Below are 19677 nucleotides of genomic sequence, written 5' to 3'. Positions count from 1 at the left end.
GGTCAGGACGGCGGTGGCTGATGCCGTCCGCCCTTTCGGTCGCGTCCATCAGGACGAGCAACCAAAGACCGAAAGGAGACCCTCATGGGACTGGATATGTACGCCTTCACCACCGCCGAGCCCGTCGCGGCCGCAGTGGACTTCACCACCGAGAACGCCACCGAACTCGCCTACTGGCGCAAACACCCCGACCTTCACGGGTGGATGGAACAGCTCTACCGCGCCAAGGGCGGCACCGACGCCGACTTCAATTGCGTGAACGTCGCGCTGACCGGCGAGGATATCGACCGGCTGGAGCGTGACCTTCGCAATCAGGCTCTGCCGCACACCGAGGGGTTTTTCTTCGGCACCTCGCGGCCCGACGAGATCGATCTCGACCTCGCCTTCATCGCGAAGGCGCGAGCAGCCATCGCCGAAGGGAAGACGGTGTTCTACACCTCGTGGTGGTGAGCGCCGCTCGGAACGAGGCCGCCCTGGCCAAGGGCGGCCTCAACCGCGGTTCCCGTCAGAGGTTCCTCGACGGCGGCGGGGTCGGCCGGTCGGTGCGTCCTGCGGTCAGACGTAGGCGGCTCATATCGTGCCCCGGTGGCGCGACGCTGCTTCTGACGAGCGGCGGCGGCGAGGCGTGACGTGGCGAGCTGGCCCCGGCACAGGCGTCGGTCGGCCGACACGGGTCTTATGGCGGTGACGTGTCACCCGGCGCCTGACGTCCTCACGGTCAGCGGGTCGGAGGTCAGGCATGCAGGGCGGGGCTTGCCACCTTCCGAGGCACGCGACCGATGCGGGCCTTCCAACTGGGCAAACTGGCGTCGGCAGCGTCCGCCGCAACGGCGCTGCCCGACTTTCTTCCCCGGCGCCGATGGCGCCTTCCTCGCGGTCGCTGCGCTCCAAGAAAGACGGGCCTCGCCGTCTGCCGCTGCGCTTCGCCCTTCGGGTGCGGCTGGCCGCCCTTGCCGACGCTTCACGTTGCCCATGGAAGGCCGCGGTCGCGGCCAAGAGCAACGGAAGGAGGCAAACCATGAACACCCTGCACACCATCGACACCGACTACGAGCTGACCTGGGACGAGTTCGTCATCACCGTGGAAGACCTGCACCTCATCGAGACCGGCAACGACCTGGCCGAGGACGACTACGCCACGGTGCTCGCCGCCTTCGAGCGCGGCCTCTGCCCCAACGGCTGCGTCATGAGCATCATCGACGCCCGCCGCCCGCTGGAGCAGCGCGAGCACTGGTTCCTCGCCGCCTGAGCCGGAGGTCGCTCCGCTCGCCCCGCCCGCGTGATCCGCCGGGCGGGGTTTTTCGCGTTCGCGTGGGGACCCGCGCGGCGGCCGGAAGAGGGCGCTGTCGCGCCTCTCCCCCGGTCCGCTGGCGCGGCGCAGGGCCTGGCTGCGCTGGCGCTTGCCGCCCTGTTGGTGTCTGTGTCCGCGTGTTGAGCGTTGCGGGTGCGCGTTGATTCTGTTATGTTCCCGTTGCCTATCACTGGCCCTAGTGGACTGTGATTCCTCTGCGAATCCATTTCCTGCTTCTGTCCGACCCCATAAGTGGGTAAGCGAAAGCGTGCCACAGGGGGGAGGCAAGATGGATGTTGGTCTACAAAAATGCCTGACGGGCGGTCTGCGACCGGCCCATCCGGACGCCCCCTTCGGGGCCGCCCGACGGCATGTTTTGCATCCCAACACGGCCCGCATTCGACCCCGTGACCGGGTCTCAAGCGGCGCCGTCTTGCCTCGCCATTCGGCCCTGCGGCCTCAAGGCGGGGAGACAGACTTACCCCTGTCTTCCACCAATCGGTGCCGCTAGGCGGAGGCGGGCGCGATGGCAGGACGGAAACCTAAGCCTCCTCAGGACCGTCGCAGCGTCGTCGCCCGCATTCGTCTGACCCCCGACGAGCAGCGCGCCATCCAGAAGCGCGCCGTAGAAGCCGGGGTGACCTTCGCCACTTACGTTCGGGACACCGCGCTCGGGCGCAGGCCGCGCGCCAAGCCCGCCACCACCGCCACCCTCGATGACGCCCTCTATGAGCTGGGGCGGATCGCCAACAACCTCGCCCAGCTCCAGGTCGCCACCGGGGACGACACCTATGGCCCTTGGGTGACCTATGTCGGCAAGGACATGATCGAACGCCTGGCCGAGCGGAACGACCTGGCCGGGGTGCTGAGACGCAACCTCGACGCCATCAACGGCGTCGGCCACCTCATCAACGGCATCGCCCGCCGCGCCAATATGGGCCGCGAGATCGAGGAAGGGGAGCGCGACGAGGCCCTTACCATTCTGAAAGAGATGCTGGAGCCCCTGCGCAAGGCCATCGTCCGGACGGCGAAGGGGCTCCCCGCCGAGGAGCCGTCCCCCGAGCCGGGGACGGAGGGCGACGATGCGCTTTAAGGTGCCCGCCCGTCAGCCCGAGAGCTTCAAGGGATCGGCGCTCTACCTCGCCGGTCGGATCAAGGGTCTCAGCCCCGACCGGGTGGAATTCGTCGAGACGCGCAACATCCACACCGACGACCCGCGCGCGGCGGCGGCGCTCATGGAGGCCACGGCGTCGAAGTCGGTGCGCTGCCAGCAGCCCGCCTATCACTTCATGATCACCTTCGACCCGAAGGACGCCGAGGCGGGGAAGGTGACGCCGGAGCTGAAGCGGCAGATCGCCCAGCAGGTCATCGAGCGCATGGGGCTCGAAGAGCACCAGCTCCTCGTCTACAGCCACCGCGACACCGACCACCCCCACCTACATTTCCTCGTCAACCGGGTGCATCCCGAGAAGCATGTCGCCTATGATCGCCATCAGGACGGCAAGCGGCTGACCGGCATCGTCAAGGAGCTGGCGCAGGAGCACGGACTCAACATCCTCCGCAACCGCGAGTACGAGCGGCAGCTCGGGCGGGATGTGGTGGAGGACTACGGCCCCGCCGTCTCCGATGCCGAATACTGGCAGGCCAAGCGGGAGGAGCGCGACGCACAGCTGCCCTTCGGCAAGGACGCCGTCGGCGATCTGCGCCGCCGCCTCAAGGACGACTTCTACCGCGCCCAGACATGGGCCGACCTGAACTACCGGCTCGCCCAGAAGGGCATCACCCTGGAGCGGAAGGGGCAGGGCCTCATCCTCACCGACGGCGAGCGCTACACTAAGCTCTCCGAGATGGGCAAGGGCTTGCGCTTCCAGACGCTGGAGAAGCGCTTCGGCCAGCGCTTCGACGACTTCATGGCCGACCGCGCCGCCGAGGTGGCCCGCGACGCCCGCGAGCGCGGCCTCGACACCAGCGACCTCGATCCAGCGTCGCGGCGGACGGTTGAGGCCATGATGGAAGGCGACGTCGATCGCTCGCCGGAGGGGACGGCGGTGCGCCGCGCCGACGAGGCCGACATGGACTATCGCTACTGGCAGCAGGTGGAGGCGGCCTATCGCTCCCGGCAGGGCGTGGTGCGCTACGCCCACCAGCGCGAGCGCGCGCTCGAAAACCAGGAGAAGCGGGACCGGGGCTGGCTCGCCCGGCGCGAGCGCAGCTTCATGGAGGGGCTGGGCAAGGTCTACAAGGACGTCGACAAGGCGCGTAGCCTCTGGGATGCGCTGGAGGGCAAGCTCGGCGTGAAGGAGGCCGAGGACGCCATCAAGGCCAATCCGTTCCTCTTGGGATCGGTGAAGGGCATCCGCACCGGCAACATCCGCACGCCGGAGCGTGAGCAGGCGCGGCGGACCTTCAAGTACCTCATGGAGCGGCGGCAGAAGTTCCGGGACGCCCGTCTCCGCCTCGACCACACGCGCAGCGAGATCGAGCTCGCCCGCCGCAAGACCAAAGCTGTGCAGCGTGAGTACGAGCTGATTCAGCAGGTGGCCGGGACGCCGAAGGAACTGAAGGAGCGGCTTCTGGAGCGCATCCGCGCCCGCGCCCGCGCGCTGGAACGGCTCTCCGAGAGGGCCTTCGCCCGTGCCCGCCTGGCCGATCATCGCAAGCAGCAGCTCGAAAAAGCGTGGCGGCAGCATCAGGAGCGCAAGCGTGAGCTGGCGAGGAAGAAGGAGTTGTCGCGGGAACTGGGCTTCGAGCTCTGACGGGGACGCCGCGCCGGTCTGCGCCCGCGCGGCGTGTCCGTTGTCAGGTCTATTCCGACGCAATCACATCGCCCGAAAAGGAGGGGACCGTGCGCTCGGCATCGTGCCAGCCGATCTCGAAGGTCACCATATGGCGCCCATCGAGGGCGATCAACGTGCCTCGGCACTGGCGTCGTGTGCCGTCGCTCGGCTCGGCTTCGACAAGGTCAGACAAGGATGCCACCAGGACATTGCCCGTCGCCTCGTAGCCGGTGCGCACGTAATACGCAGTAAGCGGCGCATCGCACGCGGGCAGTTCAGGTGAAGCTGCGATGTCGGCGGTTTCCGCCCTTGCCTATCCCAAAGTGAGGCATGCGGCCAGAGCCATCGTGGTGAGAATAGTCTTCATGGAAATACCCTTTCGTCATTGAACGTCATCATGCTCGCCATCGTCGAGAGGCCGCGCCATGGGCGGCGGGCTATACAGCCCGGCGAATGCCTTCTCGGCGAAGTAGCGGATTTTCTCGGCGAGGATCGGCTTGCAGCCCTGGACGAAGACCAGCATCTGATCTTCCTTCAAGGCCATGATCTGCGCGGGCGACAGAAGCGGCTGGCCCGTCTCGCCGACGGTTTCGCCGTAGGTGGAGGACATCCACAGCCACGGCATCTTGCCGGAACGAACCCCCGATTTGATGCGGACGGTGCGCTGCCCCAGCATATCCGACAGGACTTGTGCCGTCGCAACGTCCTGCACGTTGAACGCCTGTCGCACCGCGCAGTTGGCAATCATCGAGTTCCATTTCCGGTAGGTCTTCTGGAGCTGATCGAGGTCCTGCACGAACAGCCACAGCGACGCGCCGAACCCGGCCAGGTAGCCGATCCCGTCTTCGATGGGCCGCATGTACCCAAGCGCGGGCAGCTCATCGAGAAGGAACAGTACGGGCCGACGCGGCGTGCGCCGGTCGCGGGTCATGGCGGCCGTGGCGAGGCCCACGAGCAGCCGCAGCACCGGCTTGTAGACGGAGGTGTATTCCGGCGGGATCACGACGTAGAGCGAGACCGTGTCCCGCTTCAGATCCTCCATCTGGAACGTGGACCGGCAGGTGACCGCCTGAATGAGCGGGCTCTCGAAGGCTTCCATCCGGCTTTGCGCCGTCGAAATCACGCCCGAGCGTTCCTTGTCCTCCTTCTGGGAAAACCCTTCCGCGATCCGCTTGATAGCCGGGTGCCCTGACCCGGTCATGCTAGAGAGCACGGCGGTGAAGCTCTCCTTTGACCGCATCAGAAGACAACGCACCCGGTACAGGGTGCGTTCATAGGGTTGTCGGTCATGCAGGACGTGCAGCAGCAGCCCCGTGATCAGGACGCGCGCCTCGCGCTCCCAGTGGTTTTCCTCCTGGCCGTCGGGGGAGACGATCATCTCCGCGATCATCCGCGCGTCGTCTACCTCCAAGGGGGTACCGACGCGGATGAAGTCGAGTGGATTGTAGCAGTCGGACTGCATGCCTTCCTCGAAGGGGGCGAAGGCGATGACGCGTCCGAAGGACTTCCGGTGCTCGCCCGTGATGGCGAGGTTCTCGCCCTTGATGTCCGTCACGAACACGGAGCCCCGGTGATCGAGGAGGTTCGGGATGACGGCACCGACACCCTTGCCCGACCGCGTTGGGGCGAACGTCAGCAGATGACCCGGCTTGTCGAAGCGTAGGAAGCGCCCCGCGAACCGTCCGATGACCGGGCCGCGGGCGAACAGACCGGCTGCCTTCAGCTCCTTCAGCGTGGCGAAGCAGGCAGCGCCGAACGCTGACGGCGTCGCGGCGAACAGGCGTTTCAGGCCGGTGAGAGTAAGGATCGCGGCGGCCGTGCCGATGCCGACAAGGAGCCAATACACCGGTCCGCCTTCGAGGAGGTAATCGATGAGCAGGCCGAATCCGACGAGGACGATGAACCAAAACGGCACGGTAACCAACAGGACCCGCGCCAATAGCGCATAACGCGTGAGAAATTCCATGACGGAAATCTCCAATTGATAAAACATCTAGAACCGAAATCTTATGGGATGAAGAAAAAACGGACGACTGACGACTGCAAAGACGATAAATTTGATGCTATACTTAAATATGTTGCCAGCTCCCATGTCCGATCTCCGATTGACATGTCTAGAACCAAATGGAGCTGGCAACGCATTCATTTATGAAAAGCGGCAGAAGTATTGGCGTTTCATCGCCTGACATAGACGCAAAGGAAGTTTGGTGCCGTCGGGAACGGTGGGCATTATGTCAGCAATATCATTTGGTGTGCCGGTCATAAACAAGAAGCCTAACAATAGGACGGACGATATGCCTAGATTGCGATACGATCTCCCAATAAAAAATCGCCATGATGCGCATCGCGCATTCAATTTCGCTCTACTGGTTCTGTTCGGGGTGCCAGTCTTCTTGTTTGTTTTTGTGCTCACCAGCGCGGACGTGCTGGGCCAAGACAAGTGGATGGTGACGCCTAGCCGGGGTGGGGCAGAGGGTGCCCGAGCGCAAGCGCAGCTAACTACAATCCAGAATGAATCCATGCGCATGAACGCATGCACTGTGACTGGTCGGATTTACGCGCCCACCCATCCCAATCGTGATGCTAACGACTGCATTCCGCATCTCACGCTCAACCCAACAACGGGGTCGGCCACGTTTACCAACGGAGTAACCGTTAATAGCGGCGGAGTCACGGTAACCGGTAACAGCGCGTTCAACAACAACCTGACAGTGGGTGGGCCAACCACCGTCAACAACACCCTGAACGTGACCGGCACCTCCACCTTTGGCAACAACATGACCGTCACCGGGCGTGTGACAACCAACCAGCTGTTTGTGGGCAGCGGCAACGTGGGCAGCATTCCCAGCTGTACCAGCGCCCAAAAATTGCAATGGAGCGGTACTGCTTGGAGCTGCGTGACCGATAACATTGGCGCAACGGCCGCGACGGAAATCGACCCGAAAGTAGGCACGTTGATCAACGGTCGCTGGTGTCGCACTAACGGATCGCAGGTTATCTGCGACCAGTCACCCCCGAGCGGTGGTGGCGCGGGCGCCGTGAGAGTGGTTTCTGCTTCGGGGTCGGCTTGGCGCTGGCCTGGCGCCACAGCGAGCTGCGACTCAAGCGAACAGATAACCGGCGGCGGAGGAGTCTGCACCGGCGGAAGTGGAGACTGGCGTATGCCTACAAACAGGCCGCACGGAAACGGATGGACTATTGGATGTGATACATCTTATGCACAGAATGGAGTTGCTTATGTTTATGCGATGTGCATGAAAAAATAACGGTCAAAATAGACAGCCACGGGTTGCCCCATCCAAAGGCCGCAATTCAATTTTAATGGATTCATGCAAATATCAAAATTCTTGAGTCAAGTACTCAGAGCTTCGCCTACACAAGGACGGAAAATAGACGCTCCCACCGCGCGAGCGTATCCTCGTCAAACTTCCCCGGTCCAATATTAAGTGCTCTTTGCTTAGCCTTGATCGAAAGTGCCACTTTCCAGTGTTGGTCGAGTTGATGTCCGCGGGCTGCCGTCCATGCCTCCACTTGACCGACGAAAGGTCTGTCTATTTGGATGACATCCGCCAGCCGTTCGTCTGGGTCGCGCACCATCCGATCTATCTCATCAGCCAGGAAACCAGCTGGAAATAGGTCCTCCACCTCGGCATCGGTGAAGCCCACGAATTGCTCAACCGACAGCACACGATCCGGCGCATCGGCGTAGAGCTCGCTCTTGAGTGCCGTCGCCATCTTGCGTCCCGGCGCGTCGGCATCGAGCAGAATTTTGGGCAGGACTTCGTCCCGCCCCGTGAGGATGCTGGCCACCACGCGGGCGGTCTTGGTGCCGCCCGAGGGTGGGAACACGAGTTCGCGCGATGGTTTGATTCGTCCCGCCGAGACGAGAAGGGATTTGATGGTGGTCAGATAGTGCTGATCGGATGGGCCTTCGACGAGCACAGGCTGGCAGCCCACCAGCAGGCTTTCGGCGACACTGAGGTTCAGCGCCGAATGCACGGCATAGGCGGCGCCCTTTTGCTCGTCCCTGCCTTCGGAATGGCGCAGGTTAGGGGTAGCCTTTGTCGTGCCGTCGGCTGCGACGAAGACCTTGCGCGCCCGCTCTAGCCGATCAGCGTCGACCAGAAACGGCGAGTGCGAGGTGTAGATCAGCTGGTTGGTCGCCGACAAATTCTCAAAGAAGGCGGACAAGTCGCGCTGCGCGAGCGGGTGAAGCGACATGCCCGGCTCGTCAAGAAGCAGGACAGCACGGCGATGCTCCCCCTGGCTCTCGACCAAAAACACGAGGTAGAAGCTAAGGAACCACTGGAGGCCCGTGCTCCGGTTTTCCAGCTCGACTTCCGTGGGACGGCGGTCGTCCTTCACCCAGATCCTGAAGTGATTGCCATCGGCCTCGAAGCGGAACTGATAGTCGCCTTGCTTCCACCAGTCACGAAAACGCATCGTGAGCGTTGCTCCGGCCGACTGAAGCAAGATGGAGCGCGTTTTCTTTGCTTCCGCGATTTTCTCCAGTTCCTCGTCGGTCGGCCTCCGGCCATTGGGGTCGCGGAAGTCCTGCCCCAGCTCTAGAATCTCCTGTGCCTTGAGGCGGACAAACTCGAACAACACGCGCAGTGTACGGGTTTTGGCAGCCTCCTTGGCGCCCAGGTCAGTCCGAGTAAGGTTCTCGACGACATGTGGAAGATAAATCTCGGAATCGAGATTGCCGTAGTTGGAGTAGTAGACGAACTTCGGCAGCGCTTCGAGAACAAGCGCTTTTACCTCCTCAACTTCGCCGGGCTCGGGCGCGCGCAACGCGACGATCTCATCCGAAAGCTCTGTGTGCAACTGCGCGAGCAGCGGGACAATCGCGCTCGTCTTCGCTGGATCGGAAGGGATGAGTGCTGCAACAGAGGCCAGAACAGCCTCTAGTTGCGAGGCGTCGAGATCTTGATCTTCCGCCACGTCGGCTGCGATCTCACGCAGGCGTTCAGGCAGCTGTGCATGAAGCTCCACTTCCTGCTTGAGAGCCTTAGCACTCTCTAAAGACATTGCGTATCCGAGAATCTTCTCACGCAGGGCTGTACCTTCAACCGTCTCAGCGCGGCGTGCGGCGGGAAAGCGAAACCGGTAAGTGCCATCGAAGAACCGGGACACGTTGACTATAGCTACCTCACTCTCGGACAAGCCTGTGGCCTTTGCGAACTTCGCCCCAGAAGCACCGGCGTCGAAATCTACCTCTACGAATCTGTAGCGCCCTGGCGCTTCGCGGATTTCGCCAAACTTGATTTTCGGGTAGTCGGATGTGGGTTCAATCTCGCCATCGCGAGCGGGATTCAGCTTCCAGAGCGGGAGGAGAAGGTTTGTCTTGCCGGATTCGTTTACGCCAATGAGCGCGGTCACGGCATCCGCCTCAACCCAGCCGCTATCATCGACAGAGCGGAAGTTCGTAACCCGAAATCTAACAAGTCGCACGCGGTCGCCCCCATAATTCCGTCAGCACGGCTGATCGTGCTCAGTTATCGCCTGCGGACACAAAGAGAAGTGGTGATGCAGCACGCCCTTCTTGAAATCATCCGTTTTTGAGAGGGCTGGCGCCGCCCGAAGCGGGCGAGGCACCCTCATTGATTCAGGCTATCAAAAAAGCTTCTCGAAACCAACATCTCAATTTGGTACCATGTGAGTTGAGTTTTGAGAGGACATGCATGCTCATCGGCTACGCGCGCACATCCACACTAGACCAGAAGCCCGAGCTCCAACTGGACGCTCTGACGCAGGCTGGGTGCGAGAAGGTGTTCGTCGAGCAAGCCTCGGGCGCGCAGCGGGAGCGTTCCCAGTTGAAGGCGGCGCTTGAGTTCGCTCGCGAAGGCGACACGCTGGTGGTCTGGAAGCTCGACCGTCTGTCGCGATCCCTGAAGCAGCTGATCGAAACGGTGGAACTGCTCCAGACGCGGAACATCGCCTTCCGCAGTCTGACCGAGGCAATCGATACGAGCGGCGCCGGCGGCCGTTTCGTCTTCCACGTCTTCGGCGCGCTGGCCGAGTTCGAGCGCAGCATCATCAAGGAACGGACGATGGCAGGTCTCGCGGCCTCGCGCGCTCGCGGGCGTCGCGGCGGCAGGCCGAAGCAGATGACGACGAAGAAGATTGCGATGGCCAAGGGCATGCTTTCCAACCCGACCATCACCATGGACGAAGTGGCACGAGAACTCGGGGTCTCCATCGCGACGCTCTATCGGCATCTGCCCGGAGGGCGTGGTGCCGTGCAGGACGGTTCCGCCGAGCTGCCGTTGTGAGGCCGAAGCCTCGCTAAATCGACAGAAGGCTGGGGCCAGCGCCCCAAGACTGAGTTGTTACCGGCTGTCTCTTGTGCCTATTATGGCTACAATGTCCACAGCGGGCGGCGGCAATGAAAACCATGTCTGCGAGGGAGGCCAAGAACGCCTTCGGTCTTCTGATCGACACCGCGAGGGCTGAGCCGGTGATGATCGAGAAGCATGGCAGGGGGGTGGTCGTGGTCGTCGCCGTCGAAGAGTACGAGCGTCTCGCAGAACACGCGCAACGATCGGGCACTGAGGCCAATAAAAAAGAGAGACTGAAAAGCGGGGGACATAGGGGCGGTGCAGCGGGGCTTTAGTCAGCATCAGGCGAAGTACTTCGCCCACTTCCTGACACGGGAAGGCTTCGAGGACGGTGACGCACTCACGCAGTCCCTCTCTTCCGCACGCGTGGACCTGAACCCTCATCAGGTCGATGCCGCCATGTTTGCCCTTCGATCCCCGCTGTCCAAGGGCGTACTGCTGGCCGACGAGGTGGGCCTGGGAAAGACGATCGAGGCCGCGCTCGTGCTCAGCCAGTATTGGTGGAGCCGCCAGCGGAACCTGCTCCTCGTCGTTCCGGCCTCGCTGCGCAAGCAGTGGGCCACCGAGCTGATGGAGAAGTTTTCGCTTCCGTCCGAGATTCTCGACGCGAAACGCCTGAAGGACATCACGGCCAGCGGGCGCCCGAACCCTATCGGGCGGGGCGAGAGCATCGTCATCCTCTCCTACGAGTTCGCCGCCCGAATGGCTGACGCCATCCGGATGGTCCCGTGGCACCTGGTCGTGTTCGACGAGGCGCACAAGCTACGAAACGTCTACCGAGCCGCCGAAACCTCACGGGCTGCCGTTCTGCGGGACGCGCTGGCCGGTCGCCAGAAGCTCCTGCTGACGGCCACACCGCTTCAGAACAATCTGATGGAGCTGTTCGGGCTGATCAGCGTCATCGACGACACCTACTTCGGGTCCGAACAGGCGTTTCGCGCCGAGTTCGGCGGGCGGGAAGAGGTTGCCTCGCAGGCGCTGCTGGCCCGCCGCCTTGAGCCGATCTGCAAGCGCACGCTTCGGCGTCAGGTGCAGAAGGCGGGCCTGATCAACTACACCAACCGCCTGGCCAAGACCTTCGACTTCACGCCCGCCCGGCTGGAGACCGACCTCTATGACCTGATGTCGGCCTATCTCCAGAGGACCGACACCATCGCGCTGGGACAGAACGGGCGGCACCTCGTGACGCTGATGCTGCGGAAGATCCTCGGATCATCGTCCTTTGCCGTGGCCCAGACCCTCGACAAGATGGTCAAGCGGTTACAGGGCAAGCTGATCGTCGATGACGAGACGCTGGACGATATCGACGGCTTTGCCGAGGAAGCGGAAGACTGGCGCGATGCCGGAGGGGGCGCCGAGGCCGATGCCGTCGAGGATCATGACGACGACGCTATCGAGCGCATCGATCCGAAGAAGCTTCAGGCGGAAATCGACGAGCTGACCCGCTACCGCGACCTCGCCATGTCCATCGCGGACAACGCGAAAGGGCGCGCGCTGTTGGACTGCCTGCCGCATGTCCTGACCGAAATCGTTGGCAAGGGCGGGCAGCGCAAGGCGGTGATCTTCACTGAATCCGTGCGGACGCAGTCCTATCTGCGCGACCTGCTGGGGGCGAACGGCTTCCAGGGGCAGACGGTCATCCTGAACGGCTCCAACTCCGACAAGGACAGCAACGCGATCTACAAGGCTTGGCTGGACAAGCATAGGGGAACCGAAGCCGTGTCGGGGTCGAAGACCGCCGACATGAAAGCCGCTATCGTCGATGCCTTCCGCAATGACAGAACCATCCTGATCGCCACCGAGTCCGGGGCCGAGGGTATCAACCTTCAATTCTGTTCCCTGCTGATCAACTACGACCTGCCTTGGAACCCGCAGCGGGTCGAGCAGCGGATCGGGCGCTGCCACCGTTACGGCCAGAAGATCGACGTCACCGTCATCAACTTCCTGAACCGGAAGAACCACGCCGAAGCCCGCATTCACCAGCTGCTGGAACAGAAGTTCAAGCTCTTCGAGGGGGTGTTCGGGTCTTCCGACGAAGTGCTCGGGGCCATCGAATCCGGCGTCGATATCGAGCGGCGCATCCTCGATATCGTGCAGTCCTGCCGGACCAATGACGAGATCAACGCGGCCTTCGACCGCCTTCAGTCCGAGTTCAGCGTCGAGATCGACGAGGCCAAGAAGGACGCCCGCAACAAGCTGCTGGCTGAGATGGACGATCGGGTGATCGAACGCCTGTTGGGGCGGCGTGAGGCCGTCGTTTCCGCCATCGGCGACTTCAAGCGGGCGCTTCTCGGGCTCGCGCGGGCCGAATTGCCCGATGCGCGCTTCCACAACGACCATGCGCAGCGCTTCGACTACGCGGGCGAGACCTGGTCGACCGAGTGGCCCGAGGCCGACGAGCGGGGCTGGCGGTTCTTCCGGCTCGCCGATGGCGGCTTGGCCGACCTGCTCATCGCCCAGGCCAAGGACCGGCAGCTGGCGCCTGCATCGTTGGAGTTCGACTATGCGGCCTACCCCGGCAATCTCGCCGACGTGGCCGAGCTGCGGGGGCAGTCGGGTTGGATGCGGGTCGCGCGGCTGACGCTCCACACCCCGGCGAAGACCTATGACGAGATCATCTGCGCCGCCTTCACCGACGATGGCCGCGAGGTCCATTCCGAAACGGTGGAGCGCCTCTTGCAGGTGCCCGCGCAGGAGACGGGCGCGGCGACGGGGGCGGTGCCCGATGATCACCTGTCCGGCGTCATGGATGCCCGCCAGACGGCTGTCGTTGCGCGCGCGCAGGAGCGGTTGGGCGAGTTCCTGAACGAGGAGGAAGAGCGGCTCGACGCTTGGCGCGATGATGCCAAGGTGCTGTTCGACCAGCAGATCAAGGCGCTCAGCAAGGAAGCGAACGAGAAGAAGAAGCTCGCCCGCGCCACGGCCAATCTTGAATCCAAGCTGGCGCTTCAGCGGGAAGCGAAGCAAATCCAGCGGCAGGTTGATGACCTGCAACACCAGCTTTACACGCGCCTTCGAGAAATCGACGAAGAGCGGGAGCGCATGCTCGACGAAATCGCCGATCAGCTGAACCTGACCCCGGCACTGACCACGCTGTTTACAATAAGATGGAGCCTTGTCTGATGGCCGCCAAAACCAAGCTCGAACTCACCTGGATTGGCAAGGACATCCGTCCCCGGCTGGAACCGCGCATCCTGATCGAAGAGCCGGAGCTGTCCTACCATGCCAAGGCGCGGCGTGATGGCGACATCTTCGACAACCTGCTGATCCACGGCGACAACCTGCTAGCCCTCAAGGCGCTTGAGACTGACCCGGCGTTGCGGGGAAAGGTAAAGTGCATTTTTATCGACCCGCCCTACAATACCGGATCGGCTTTCGAGCATTATGACGATGGGTTGGAGCATTCGATTTGGCTGGGAATGATGCGTGAGCGGCTGGAGATATTGCGGAATCTCTTGTCGGATGAAGGATCAATATGGATTACGCTGGACGACAATGAGGTCCACTATCTGAAGATAGTTGCAGATGAGGTGTTCGGTCGAAGAAATTTTATGTCCAACCTCATTTGGGAGAAAGCTGATAGTCCACGGATGGATGTGGAGTTTTTTTCCTCAAGGCATGACCACATGCTGGTTTATTCGAGAGATAGGAGTAACTGGAAGCTCAATCGCCTTTCTGCCGGAGCCGAGCCAGCCAGTCATTACAACAAGACTGACGCCGATGGGCGCCGTTATTATACGAAGCCGCTTCGCGCAATGGGTGCGGATGGCACGCGTGAAGCAAGACCGTCTATGTACTTTTCAATAAAAGCTCCAGATGGCGAGGACGTGTTTCCGAAAAATCCGGATGGTTCCGATAGCAGGTGGCGCTGGAGCCCTAAGAGAGTTGAAGAGGAATCACACCGACTTGAGTGGGTAAAAGGTAGAAACGGATGGGCTCCATACTTTCGGATTTATGCCGAAGACAATGATAAGCGGCCACCGGAGACAATCTGGCCGCACAGCGATGTAGGCAGTAACCGGACCGCTAAGCTTGAAGCTAAGGGTTACATTGAGGGCGTAAAGCCCTTCGATACACCCAAGCCAGAAAGACTGATACAACGGGTACTGGAGATTGCTACCAACCCCGGCGACCTCGTCCTCGACTCGTTCGCGGGTTCCGGTACCACCGGCGCCGTAGCGCACAAGATGGGTCGCCGCTGGATCATGGTCGAGCTCGGCGACCATGCCAAAACCCATATTGTGCCTCGCTTGCAAAAAGTGATCGACGGCACCGACAAGGGTGGCGTCACCGAGGCCGCAGACTGGAAGGGTGGCGGTGGCTACCGCTTTGCGCGTCTTGCGCCGTCGCTTCTGGAAAAGGATGCTTGGGGCAACTGGGTCATCCGCAAGGAGTACAACCCGGCCATGCTGGCCGAGGCGATGTGCAAGCACTTCAACTACACCTACGCGCCCTCGACCGAGCATTTCTGGATGCACGGCCACAGCTCCGAGACATCCTACATCTATGTCACCACCAACAGCCTGACCGGCGAGCAGCTGCGCGCCCTGTCGGAGGAGGTTGGCGAGCATCGCAGCCTGCTGATTTGCTGCAAGGCGTTCGAGGAGCAGAGCGCGCGCGCGCTCGGCAACCTCACGATCCGGAAAATCCCCGGCGCCGTGCTGGACCGCTGCGAGTGGGGCAAGGACGACTATTCCCTCAAGATCGAGTCCCTGCCGATGATGCAGGAGGATGAGGAAGACGACCTGCCGCTCGCGCCCAAGCGCAACGGCAAGAAAGACGCAGCCACGGGCGACCTCTTCGCCGATGAGGCGGAGGGCTGAGGATGCAGACCGTCGATCCCAAACGCGCCGTCACCCAGATCACCCAGCGCCTCTCGCTGCGCAAGCCGCAGGCTGAGGCTTTGCGGCGTCTCGACGATATCGTGGACCTGATCGCCCCGTCGAAGGACACCGATGTCGAAGCCGCGCGCGATGCCGTGCGCCAGGTCTACGGCCCGATGCCCGATGCCCGGTTCGAGGAGTTCGAGCGGGACTTCCCCTCGATCTGCTTCGCGCTCGCCACGGGCGTCGGGAAGACGCGGCTGATGGGAGCGTTCATCAGCTACCTCTACATGATCGGCAAGAGCCGGAACTTTTTCGTTCTGGCCCCGAACCTGACCATTTATGAGAAGCTCCTCGCCGACTTTCAGCCGACCAGCCCGAAATACGTCTTCCGAGGTATCGAGGCATTCGCGCACCAGGCGCCGCTGATCGTCAACGCCGAGAACTACGAGGAAGGGCGCGGCGTTCGCGGTACCGACCTATTCGGCCGCGAGGGCGCGATCATCAACATCTTCAACATCTCGAAGATCAACTCCGAGGTTCGCGGCGGCAATTCGCCTCGCATCAAGCGCCTTCAGGAATACATCGGGGACAGCTACTTCGCCTACCTCTCTGGCCTCGATGACCTTGTCCTGCTGATGGACGAGGCGCATCGCTACCGAGCGTCCGCTGGCGCCAAGGCCATCGCCGAGCTGAAGCCGATCCTTGGCCTAGAGGTGACTGCGACGCCCAAAAGCGTCGGGGCGCGGTCGGCCGAGTTCAAGAACGTCGTCTATCGTTACGAGCTGCCGGACGCGATGGAGGACGGCTACGTCAAGGAGCCTGCCGTCGGCACGCGAGCCAACTTCAACCCGAAATCGGTCGATGAGGCGACGCTGGAGCGGATCAAGCTCGAAGACGGCGTCAATTACCACGAGCACGTGCGCGTCGCGCTGGAGACCTACGCCTTGCAGCACCAGACCCATGTGGTGCGCCCATTCATGCTGGTGGTGACCCAGGACACGACGCATGCCCGGCAGGTCAACGAATTCGTCCAGTCCGACCAGTTCTTCGACGGGCGCTACAAGGGCCGCGTGATCGAAATCCATTCAAAGTTGACCGGTGAGGAAAGCGACGAGAACGCGCAGCGCCTTCTGAACATCGAGAAGAGCGGCGACACGGACATCGTCATCCACGTCAACAAGCTGAAGGAAGGGTGGGACGTCACCAACCTCTTCACCATCGTTCCGCTGCGGGCCTCGGCGTCCGAAATCCTGACCGAGCAGACCCTCGGGCGCGGCCTGCGGCTGCCCTATGGCAAGCGCACCGGGGTCGAGGTCGTCGATACTCTCACCGTCATCGCCCACGAGCGGTTCAACGAGCTGATCGAGAAGGCGAAGGAAGAGAACGGCGTCACGCGCAAGCTGAAGGCTTTGACCATCGGTGAAGGCGGCGACGTTCCGGCCTCGAAGCCGATCATGGTGATCGCGCCGTCGCTGGTCGAGCAGATGGTGCTGCAAGCGGCGGCTGGCCCACAGGCGGCAACAGCGCCGGACGCGTCATCGGTCAAGGATGGCGTGGCAGTCACCCCGCCCGGATTCCAGGCGCCGACCGCGCCCCCGTTCAAGTATGACAAGCCCGAGGAGATCGGGTTGGCAAAGACCGTCCTCAACGTCGTCCTGCCTCAGATCAGCAAGCAGGTGTCCTCCATCAAGGACCTCGAAGACCCGAAGGTCGTACAGCGGATCGCGGAGGCGGCGATGGCCGCCCAGAAGTTCGAGGACGGCTTGCTTTCCATGGTGACGCCGGAGCAGGCCAAGGCCGTGGCGGCGGAGGTCTGCAAGCAGTTCGTCCAGCGGACGATCGCCATTCCGATGCTGACGATCACGCCCGAGCAGCATGTCTCCTTCGGCTTCCGGCGCTTCGACGTCGATTTGAAGTCCTGGAACTATCAGCCGCTCTCGCGCGAGCTGCTGATCCAGATCCTCCGGACGGAGGAGCGCAGCGTCATTTCCGGCGATGCAGGCGGCGAAACGCCGTCGCGGCTGGAGGATTATGTCGTCGCCAAGCTGATCGACGTGCCCGAGATCGACTACGACGCCCATGCCGACATTCTGTATGACCTGGCCGGGCAAGTGGTCGCCCACTTCCGGGCGAAGCATTCGGATGACGAGCAGGTCCGCTCGATCCTTCAGGGCCATGCGCGCCAGATCGCCGAAGCCCTCGTCGCCCAGATGAAGCGCCACATGTGGCGCGAGCAGACCAACTACCGCGTCACGCGGGTATCTGCCTTTGACCAGCTGAAGCCGCAGACGTTCGATGGCAGCGGAAAGGACGCGATGCGTGACTATCGCAGTCCGCCTGACCGCCTCAGCGACATAAAGCGCTTCATCTTCGTCGGCTTCGAGAAGTCCTGCTACAACATGGCCAAGTTCGATTCCGACCCCGAGCGGCGGATGGCAGTCATCCTGGAGCAGGACCCTTCCGTGCAGCTTTGGATGAAGCCTGGGCCGAACCAGTTCAAGATTTACGACGAGGACAATGCGCCCTACCAGCCCGACTTCGTCGTCGAGACCAAGACGGACAAGCTCATCATCGAGACGAAACGCGCATCGGAGATGACCAACCCGCTCGTTGTCAGGAAGGCCGATGCCGCCGCCCTGTGGTGCCACATCGCCAACCGTGCGAACGGCGAAGGCGCTGGCGACAAGCCATGGTCCTACCTGCTTGTGCCTGAAACCGCCGTACTGCCGAACGCGACGATCAGCGGATTGATGGCGACGCACACCCGGTCGGTGGATGCCGATCTGATGTCCCGATATTCATTGCGCGAGGAGGGGGCGGCCAGCACGGCTGCGGTTGCAGAAGCCCAATGACAAAGAAGCCCCGCCTCGCGGCGGGGCTTCAGTCGTCGATCAAGGCCGTGTCAGGCCGCGGGCTTCAACGGCCTCGGAGCCATGCGCTGGCCCTCCAGCCACTTGTTGAATTCGGCGCGGTCGATATAGACCCGGCCACCGATCTTCAGCAGCGCGGGCTTCAATCCATTCGTCTCCGCATGGAATATCCACCAGCGCAGCGTGGCTTCCGTGATGAACGGCGCTTCCGCCGCTACCTGCTTCACGGTCGCCAGGTCCCTGTAGTCAACCATGGGTTACCTCATGGTTCGGGGCCTATAAAGGAGCAGGAACCTTCCTTATGACCGAACTTCCGCCCCGGTTCAATTCCTTCGCAGGTCGCGTGCCGTCCGCCGCACCCTCGAAGATGTCCTCGCCGAGGCTCTCCACGAGCCCTTTGACGTGGCTTTCGGACAGGTGCGCGTAGCGGCGCACCATCTGAAGCGTGCGGTGACCAAGCACCTCCGCAATCTCCACCAGGCTCGCGCCCTTCATGGCCAAATAGCTTGCCGTCGAGTGCCGCAGGTCATGGAAGCGGAAATCCACCAGCCCCGCCTTGTCGCGGGCGTTTTCCCAGGCAGTGCGAATGTCGATGGGCAGCACGCCGTCCGCGCGCGGAAACAGCCAACGCGTCTTCGGCGCATGGGGCAGGGCGGCATAGAGGGCTTCCGCCTTCGCCACCTGTCCGGTCAGCAGGTCGCGCAGATGGCGGGCGAGAGGAGCGGCCCGCGTGTCCCCGTTCTTCGTGTCCCGAAAGATCGCCGAGCCACGCTGGAGGTCCACATCGGCCAGCGTCAGGCCGAGGATTTCGCTCTTCCGCGCGCCGGTCGAAAGCGCGAACACCACGATGTTGAACAGCTGATCGTTGTCGCTCGCCTTGCAGGCGTCGAGCAGGACGGCGCGTTCCGAGTCGCTCAGAAACCGCGTGCGCTCATCCCGAATGTTGGTGATCGGCGTCACCCCCTCCATGGGGTTCTGGGTCGCCCAGCCCCACGACTTGGCGTGCTTCATCAGCAGCGCCAGCGTGTCCCGGTAGTGCTTGATCGTCTTGCGGCTCTTCGGCTTACCAGCCGGTTCGCCTTCATCGCTCTTGCGCCGCATGTCCCCGGCAGCGGCCAGCTTCTCAAGCTCCGCTTCGATCAGATCGGTCGTGATGTAGGTCAGCCCATAGGCGCCGAGCGCCTTCTCCCAATAGGCGAGATAGGTCACCGCCGCCCGTTGCGTGCTTTCCGCCCGGTGCGGCAGCACGCGCTTCTTGTAGCGCTCGATCACGTCGGCCAGCGTCTTTCCCTTCGCGGCAGGGACGACGTTCTGCACTTCACCGCGCCGGATGGCCGCTTCCGTCTGTTGCGCCCACAGCTTCGCATCCGTCAGGCGCTTGAAGGTCTTCTGCTTCTCAGGCAGTCCGCGCACCCGCACCCTGACGCGATAGTAGGTATCGCCGTTGTCACTACGGACACGCTTTTCGATGGTGGGCATGGCGGGGCCTCGGGGACACGCGGGGACAAATTGGGGACACTTTCTCCCATCAACATGCCTCATCCGCCAATGATTTTCAACAGGCGACTGGCC

15 protein-coding genes are annotated in these 19677 nt (G+C 62.5%); 10 read left to right on the top strand and 5 right to left on the bottom strand.

Translation table 11 applies throughout. The annotated features are described in order from the left end of the window. Positions 1 to 84: 84 nt before the first annotated feature. From Q0C57_RS12245 to Q0C57_RS12230, 4 genes are all read left to right on the top strand, one after another. A complete protein-coding gene (locus tag Q0C57_RS12245; protein WP_296576709.1) occupies positions 85 to 450 on the top strand; it encodes a phosphoglycerate kinase in 366 nt (121 codons plus the stop codon). 568 nt (positions 451 to 1018) lie between these two features. Next, positions 1019 to 1249, top strand: a complete 231-nt coding sequence (locus Q0C57_RS12240) for a hypothetical protein (protein ID WP_296576708.1) — start codon at positions 1019 to 1021, stop codon at positions 1247 to 1249. Between the two features lie 568 nt (positions 1250 to 1817). Continuing rightward, the gene (locus Q0C57_RS12235; RefSeq protein WP_296576707.1) at positions 1818 to 2384 is read left to right on the top strand and encodes a hypothetical protein; all 567 of its coding nucleotides are present in this window, start codon (positions 1818 to 1820) and stop codon (positions 2382 to 2384) included. Beyond that, positions 2374 to 4047, top strand: coding sequence for a relaxase/mobilization nuclease domain-containing protein (locus tag Q0C57_RS12230; protein ID WP_296576706.1), 1674 nt, complete (start codon positions 2374 to 2376; stop codon positions 4045 to 4047). The genes Q0C57_RS12235 and Q0C57_RS12230 overlap by 11 nt, the downstream gene beginning before the upstream one ends. Positions 4048 to 4096: 49 nt before the next feature. Here Q0C57_RS12230 and Q0C57_RS12225 read toward each other — a convergent pair whose 3' ends face one another. Both Q0C57_RS12225 and Q0C57_RS12220 read right to left on the bottom strand, forming a co-directional pair. Continuing rightward, complete coding sequence (locus Q0C57_RS12225; RefSeq protein ID WP_296576705.1) at positions 4097 to 4261, bottom strand: hypothetical protein; 165 nt, start codon at positions 4259 to 4261, stop codon at positions 4097 to 4099. A 189-nt stretch (positions 4262 to 4450) separates the two neighbouring features. After that, positions 4451 to 6034 (bottom strand): type IV secretory system conjugative DNA transfer family protein, encoded by a 1584-nt coding sequence (locus tag Q0C57_RS12220; protein ID WP_296576704.1) that lies wholly within the window; start codon positions 6032 to 6034, stop codon positions 4451 to 4453. A 337-nt stretch (positions 6035 to 6371) separates the two neighbouring features. On the opposite strand from Q0C57_RS12220, the gene Q0C57_RS12215 reads away from it, so the two are divergent. Then, positions 6372 to 7334, top strand: coding sequence for a hypothetical protein (locus Q0C57_RS12215; protein WP_296576703.1), 963 nt, complete (start codon positions 6372 to 6374; stop codon positions 7332 to 7334). A 106-nt stretch (positions 7335 to 7440) separates the two neighbouring features. Here Q0C57_RS12215 and Q0C57_RS12210 read toward each other — a convergent pair whose 3' ends face one another. Beyond that, the gene (locus tag Q0C57_RS12210) at positions 7441 to 9450 is read right to left on the bottom strand and encodes an AAA family ATPase (protein WP_296576702.1); all 2010 of its coding nucleotides are present in this window, start codon (positions 9448 to 9450) and stop codon (positions 7441 to 7443) included. 302 nt (positions 9451 to 9752) lie between these two features. Between Q0C57_RS12210 and Q0C57_RS12205 the strand changes: the two genes are divergently transcribed. The 5 genes from Q0C57_RS12205 (at position 9753) to Q0C57_RS12185 (ending at position 18087) form a co-directional block, all read left to right on the top strand. Further along, the gene (locus Q0C57_RS12205; RefSeq protein WP_296576701.1) at positions 9753 to 10343 is read left to right on the top strand and encodes a recombinase family protein; all 591 of its coding nucleotides are present in this window, start codon (positions 9753 to 9755) and stop codon (positions 10341 to 10343) included. A gap of 113 nt (positions 10344 to 10456) precedes the next feature. Then, on the top strand, positions 10457 to 10684 hold the full coding sequence (locus Q0C57_RS12200) for a type II toxin-antitoxin system prevent-host-death family antitoxin (protein ID WP_366937826.1): 228 nt from the start codon (positions 10457 to 10459) through the stop codon (positions 10682 to 10684). After that, complete coding sequence (locus Q0C57_RS12195; RefSeq protein WP_296576699.1) at positions 10668 to 13532, top strand: SNF2-related protein; 2865 nt, start codon at positions 10668 to 10670, stop codon at positions 13530 to 13532. Before Q0C57_RS12200 ends, Q0C57_RS12195 begins: the two co-directional genes overlap by 17 nt. Then, positions 13532 to 15232 (top strand): site-specific DNA-methyltransferase, encoded by a 1701-nt coding sequence (locus Q0C57_RS12190; protein ID WP_296576698.1) that lies wholly within the window; start codon positions 13532 to 13534, stop codon positions 15230 to 15232. The genes Q0C57_RS12195 and Q0C57_RS12190 overlap by 1 nt, the downstream gene beginning before the upstream one ends. A 2-nt stretch (positions 15233 to 15234) precedes the next feature. Further along, positions 15235 to 18087, top strand: coding sequence for a DEAD/DEAH box helicase family protein (locus Q0C57_RS12185; protein ID WP_296576697.1), 2853 nt, complete (start codon positions 15235 to 15237; stop codon positions 18085 to 18087). Positions 18088 to 18137: 50 nt separating this feature from the next. Here the strand turns inward: Q0C57_RS12185 and Q0C57_RS12180 are convergent, their stop codons facing one another. Continuing rightward, complete coding sequence (locus Q0C57_RS12180) at positions 18138 to 18359, bottom strand: helix-turn-helix domain-containing protein (protein WP_296576696.1); 222 nt, start codon at positions 18357 to 18359, stop codon at positions 18138 to 18140. Positions 18360 to 18381: 22 nt separating this feature from the next. Continuing rightward, a complete protein-coding gene (locus tag Q0C57_RS12175) occupies positions 18382 to 19584 on the bottom strand; it encodes a tyrosine-type recombinase/integrase (protein ID WP_296576695.1) in 1203 nt (400 codons plus the stop codon). Positions 19585 to 19677 lie beyond the last annotated feature (93 nt).

The sequence above is a fragment of the Phreatobacter sp. genome, assembly GCF_022843985.1.
Taxonomy (GTDB): Bacteria; Pseudomonadota; Alphaproteobacteria; order Rhizobiales; family Phreatobacteraceae; genus Phreatobacter.
The sequence above is the reverse complement of the archived record's forward strand: the minus strand, read 5'-3'. Positions and strand labels throughout refer to the sequence as shown.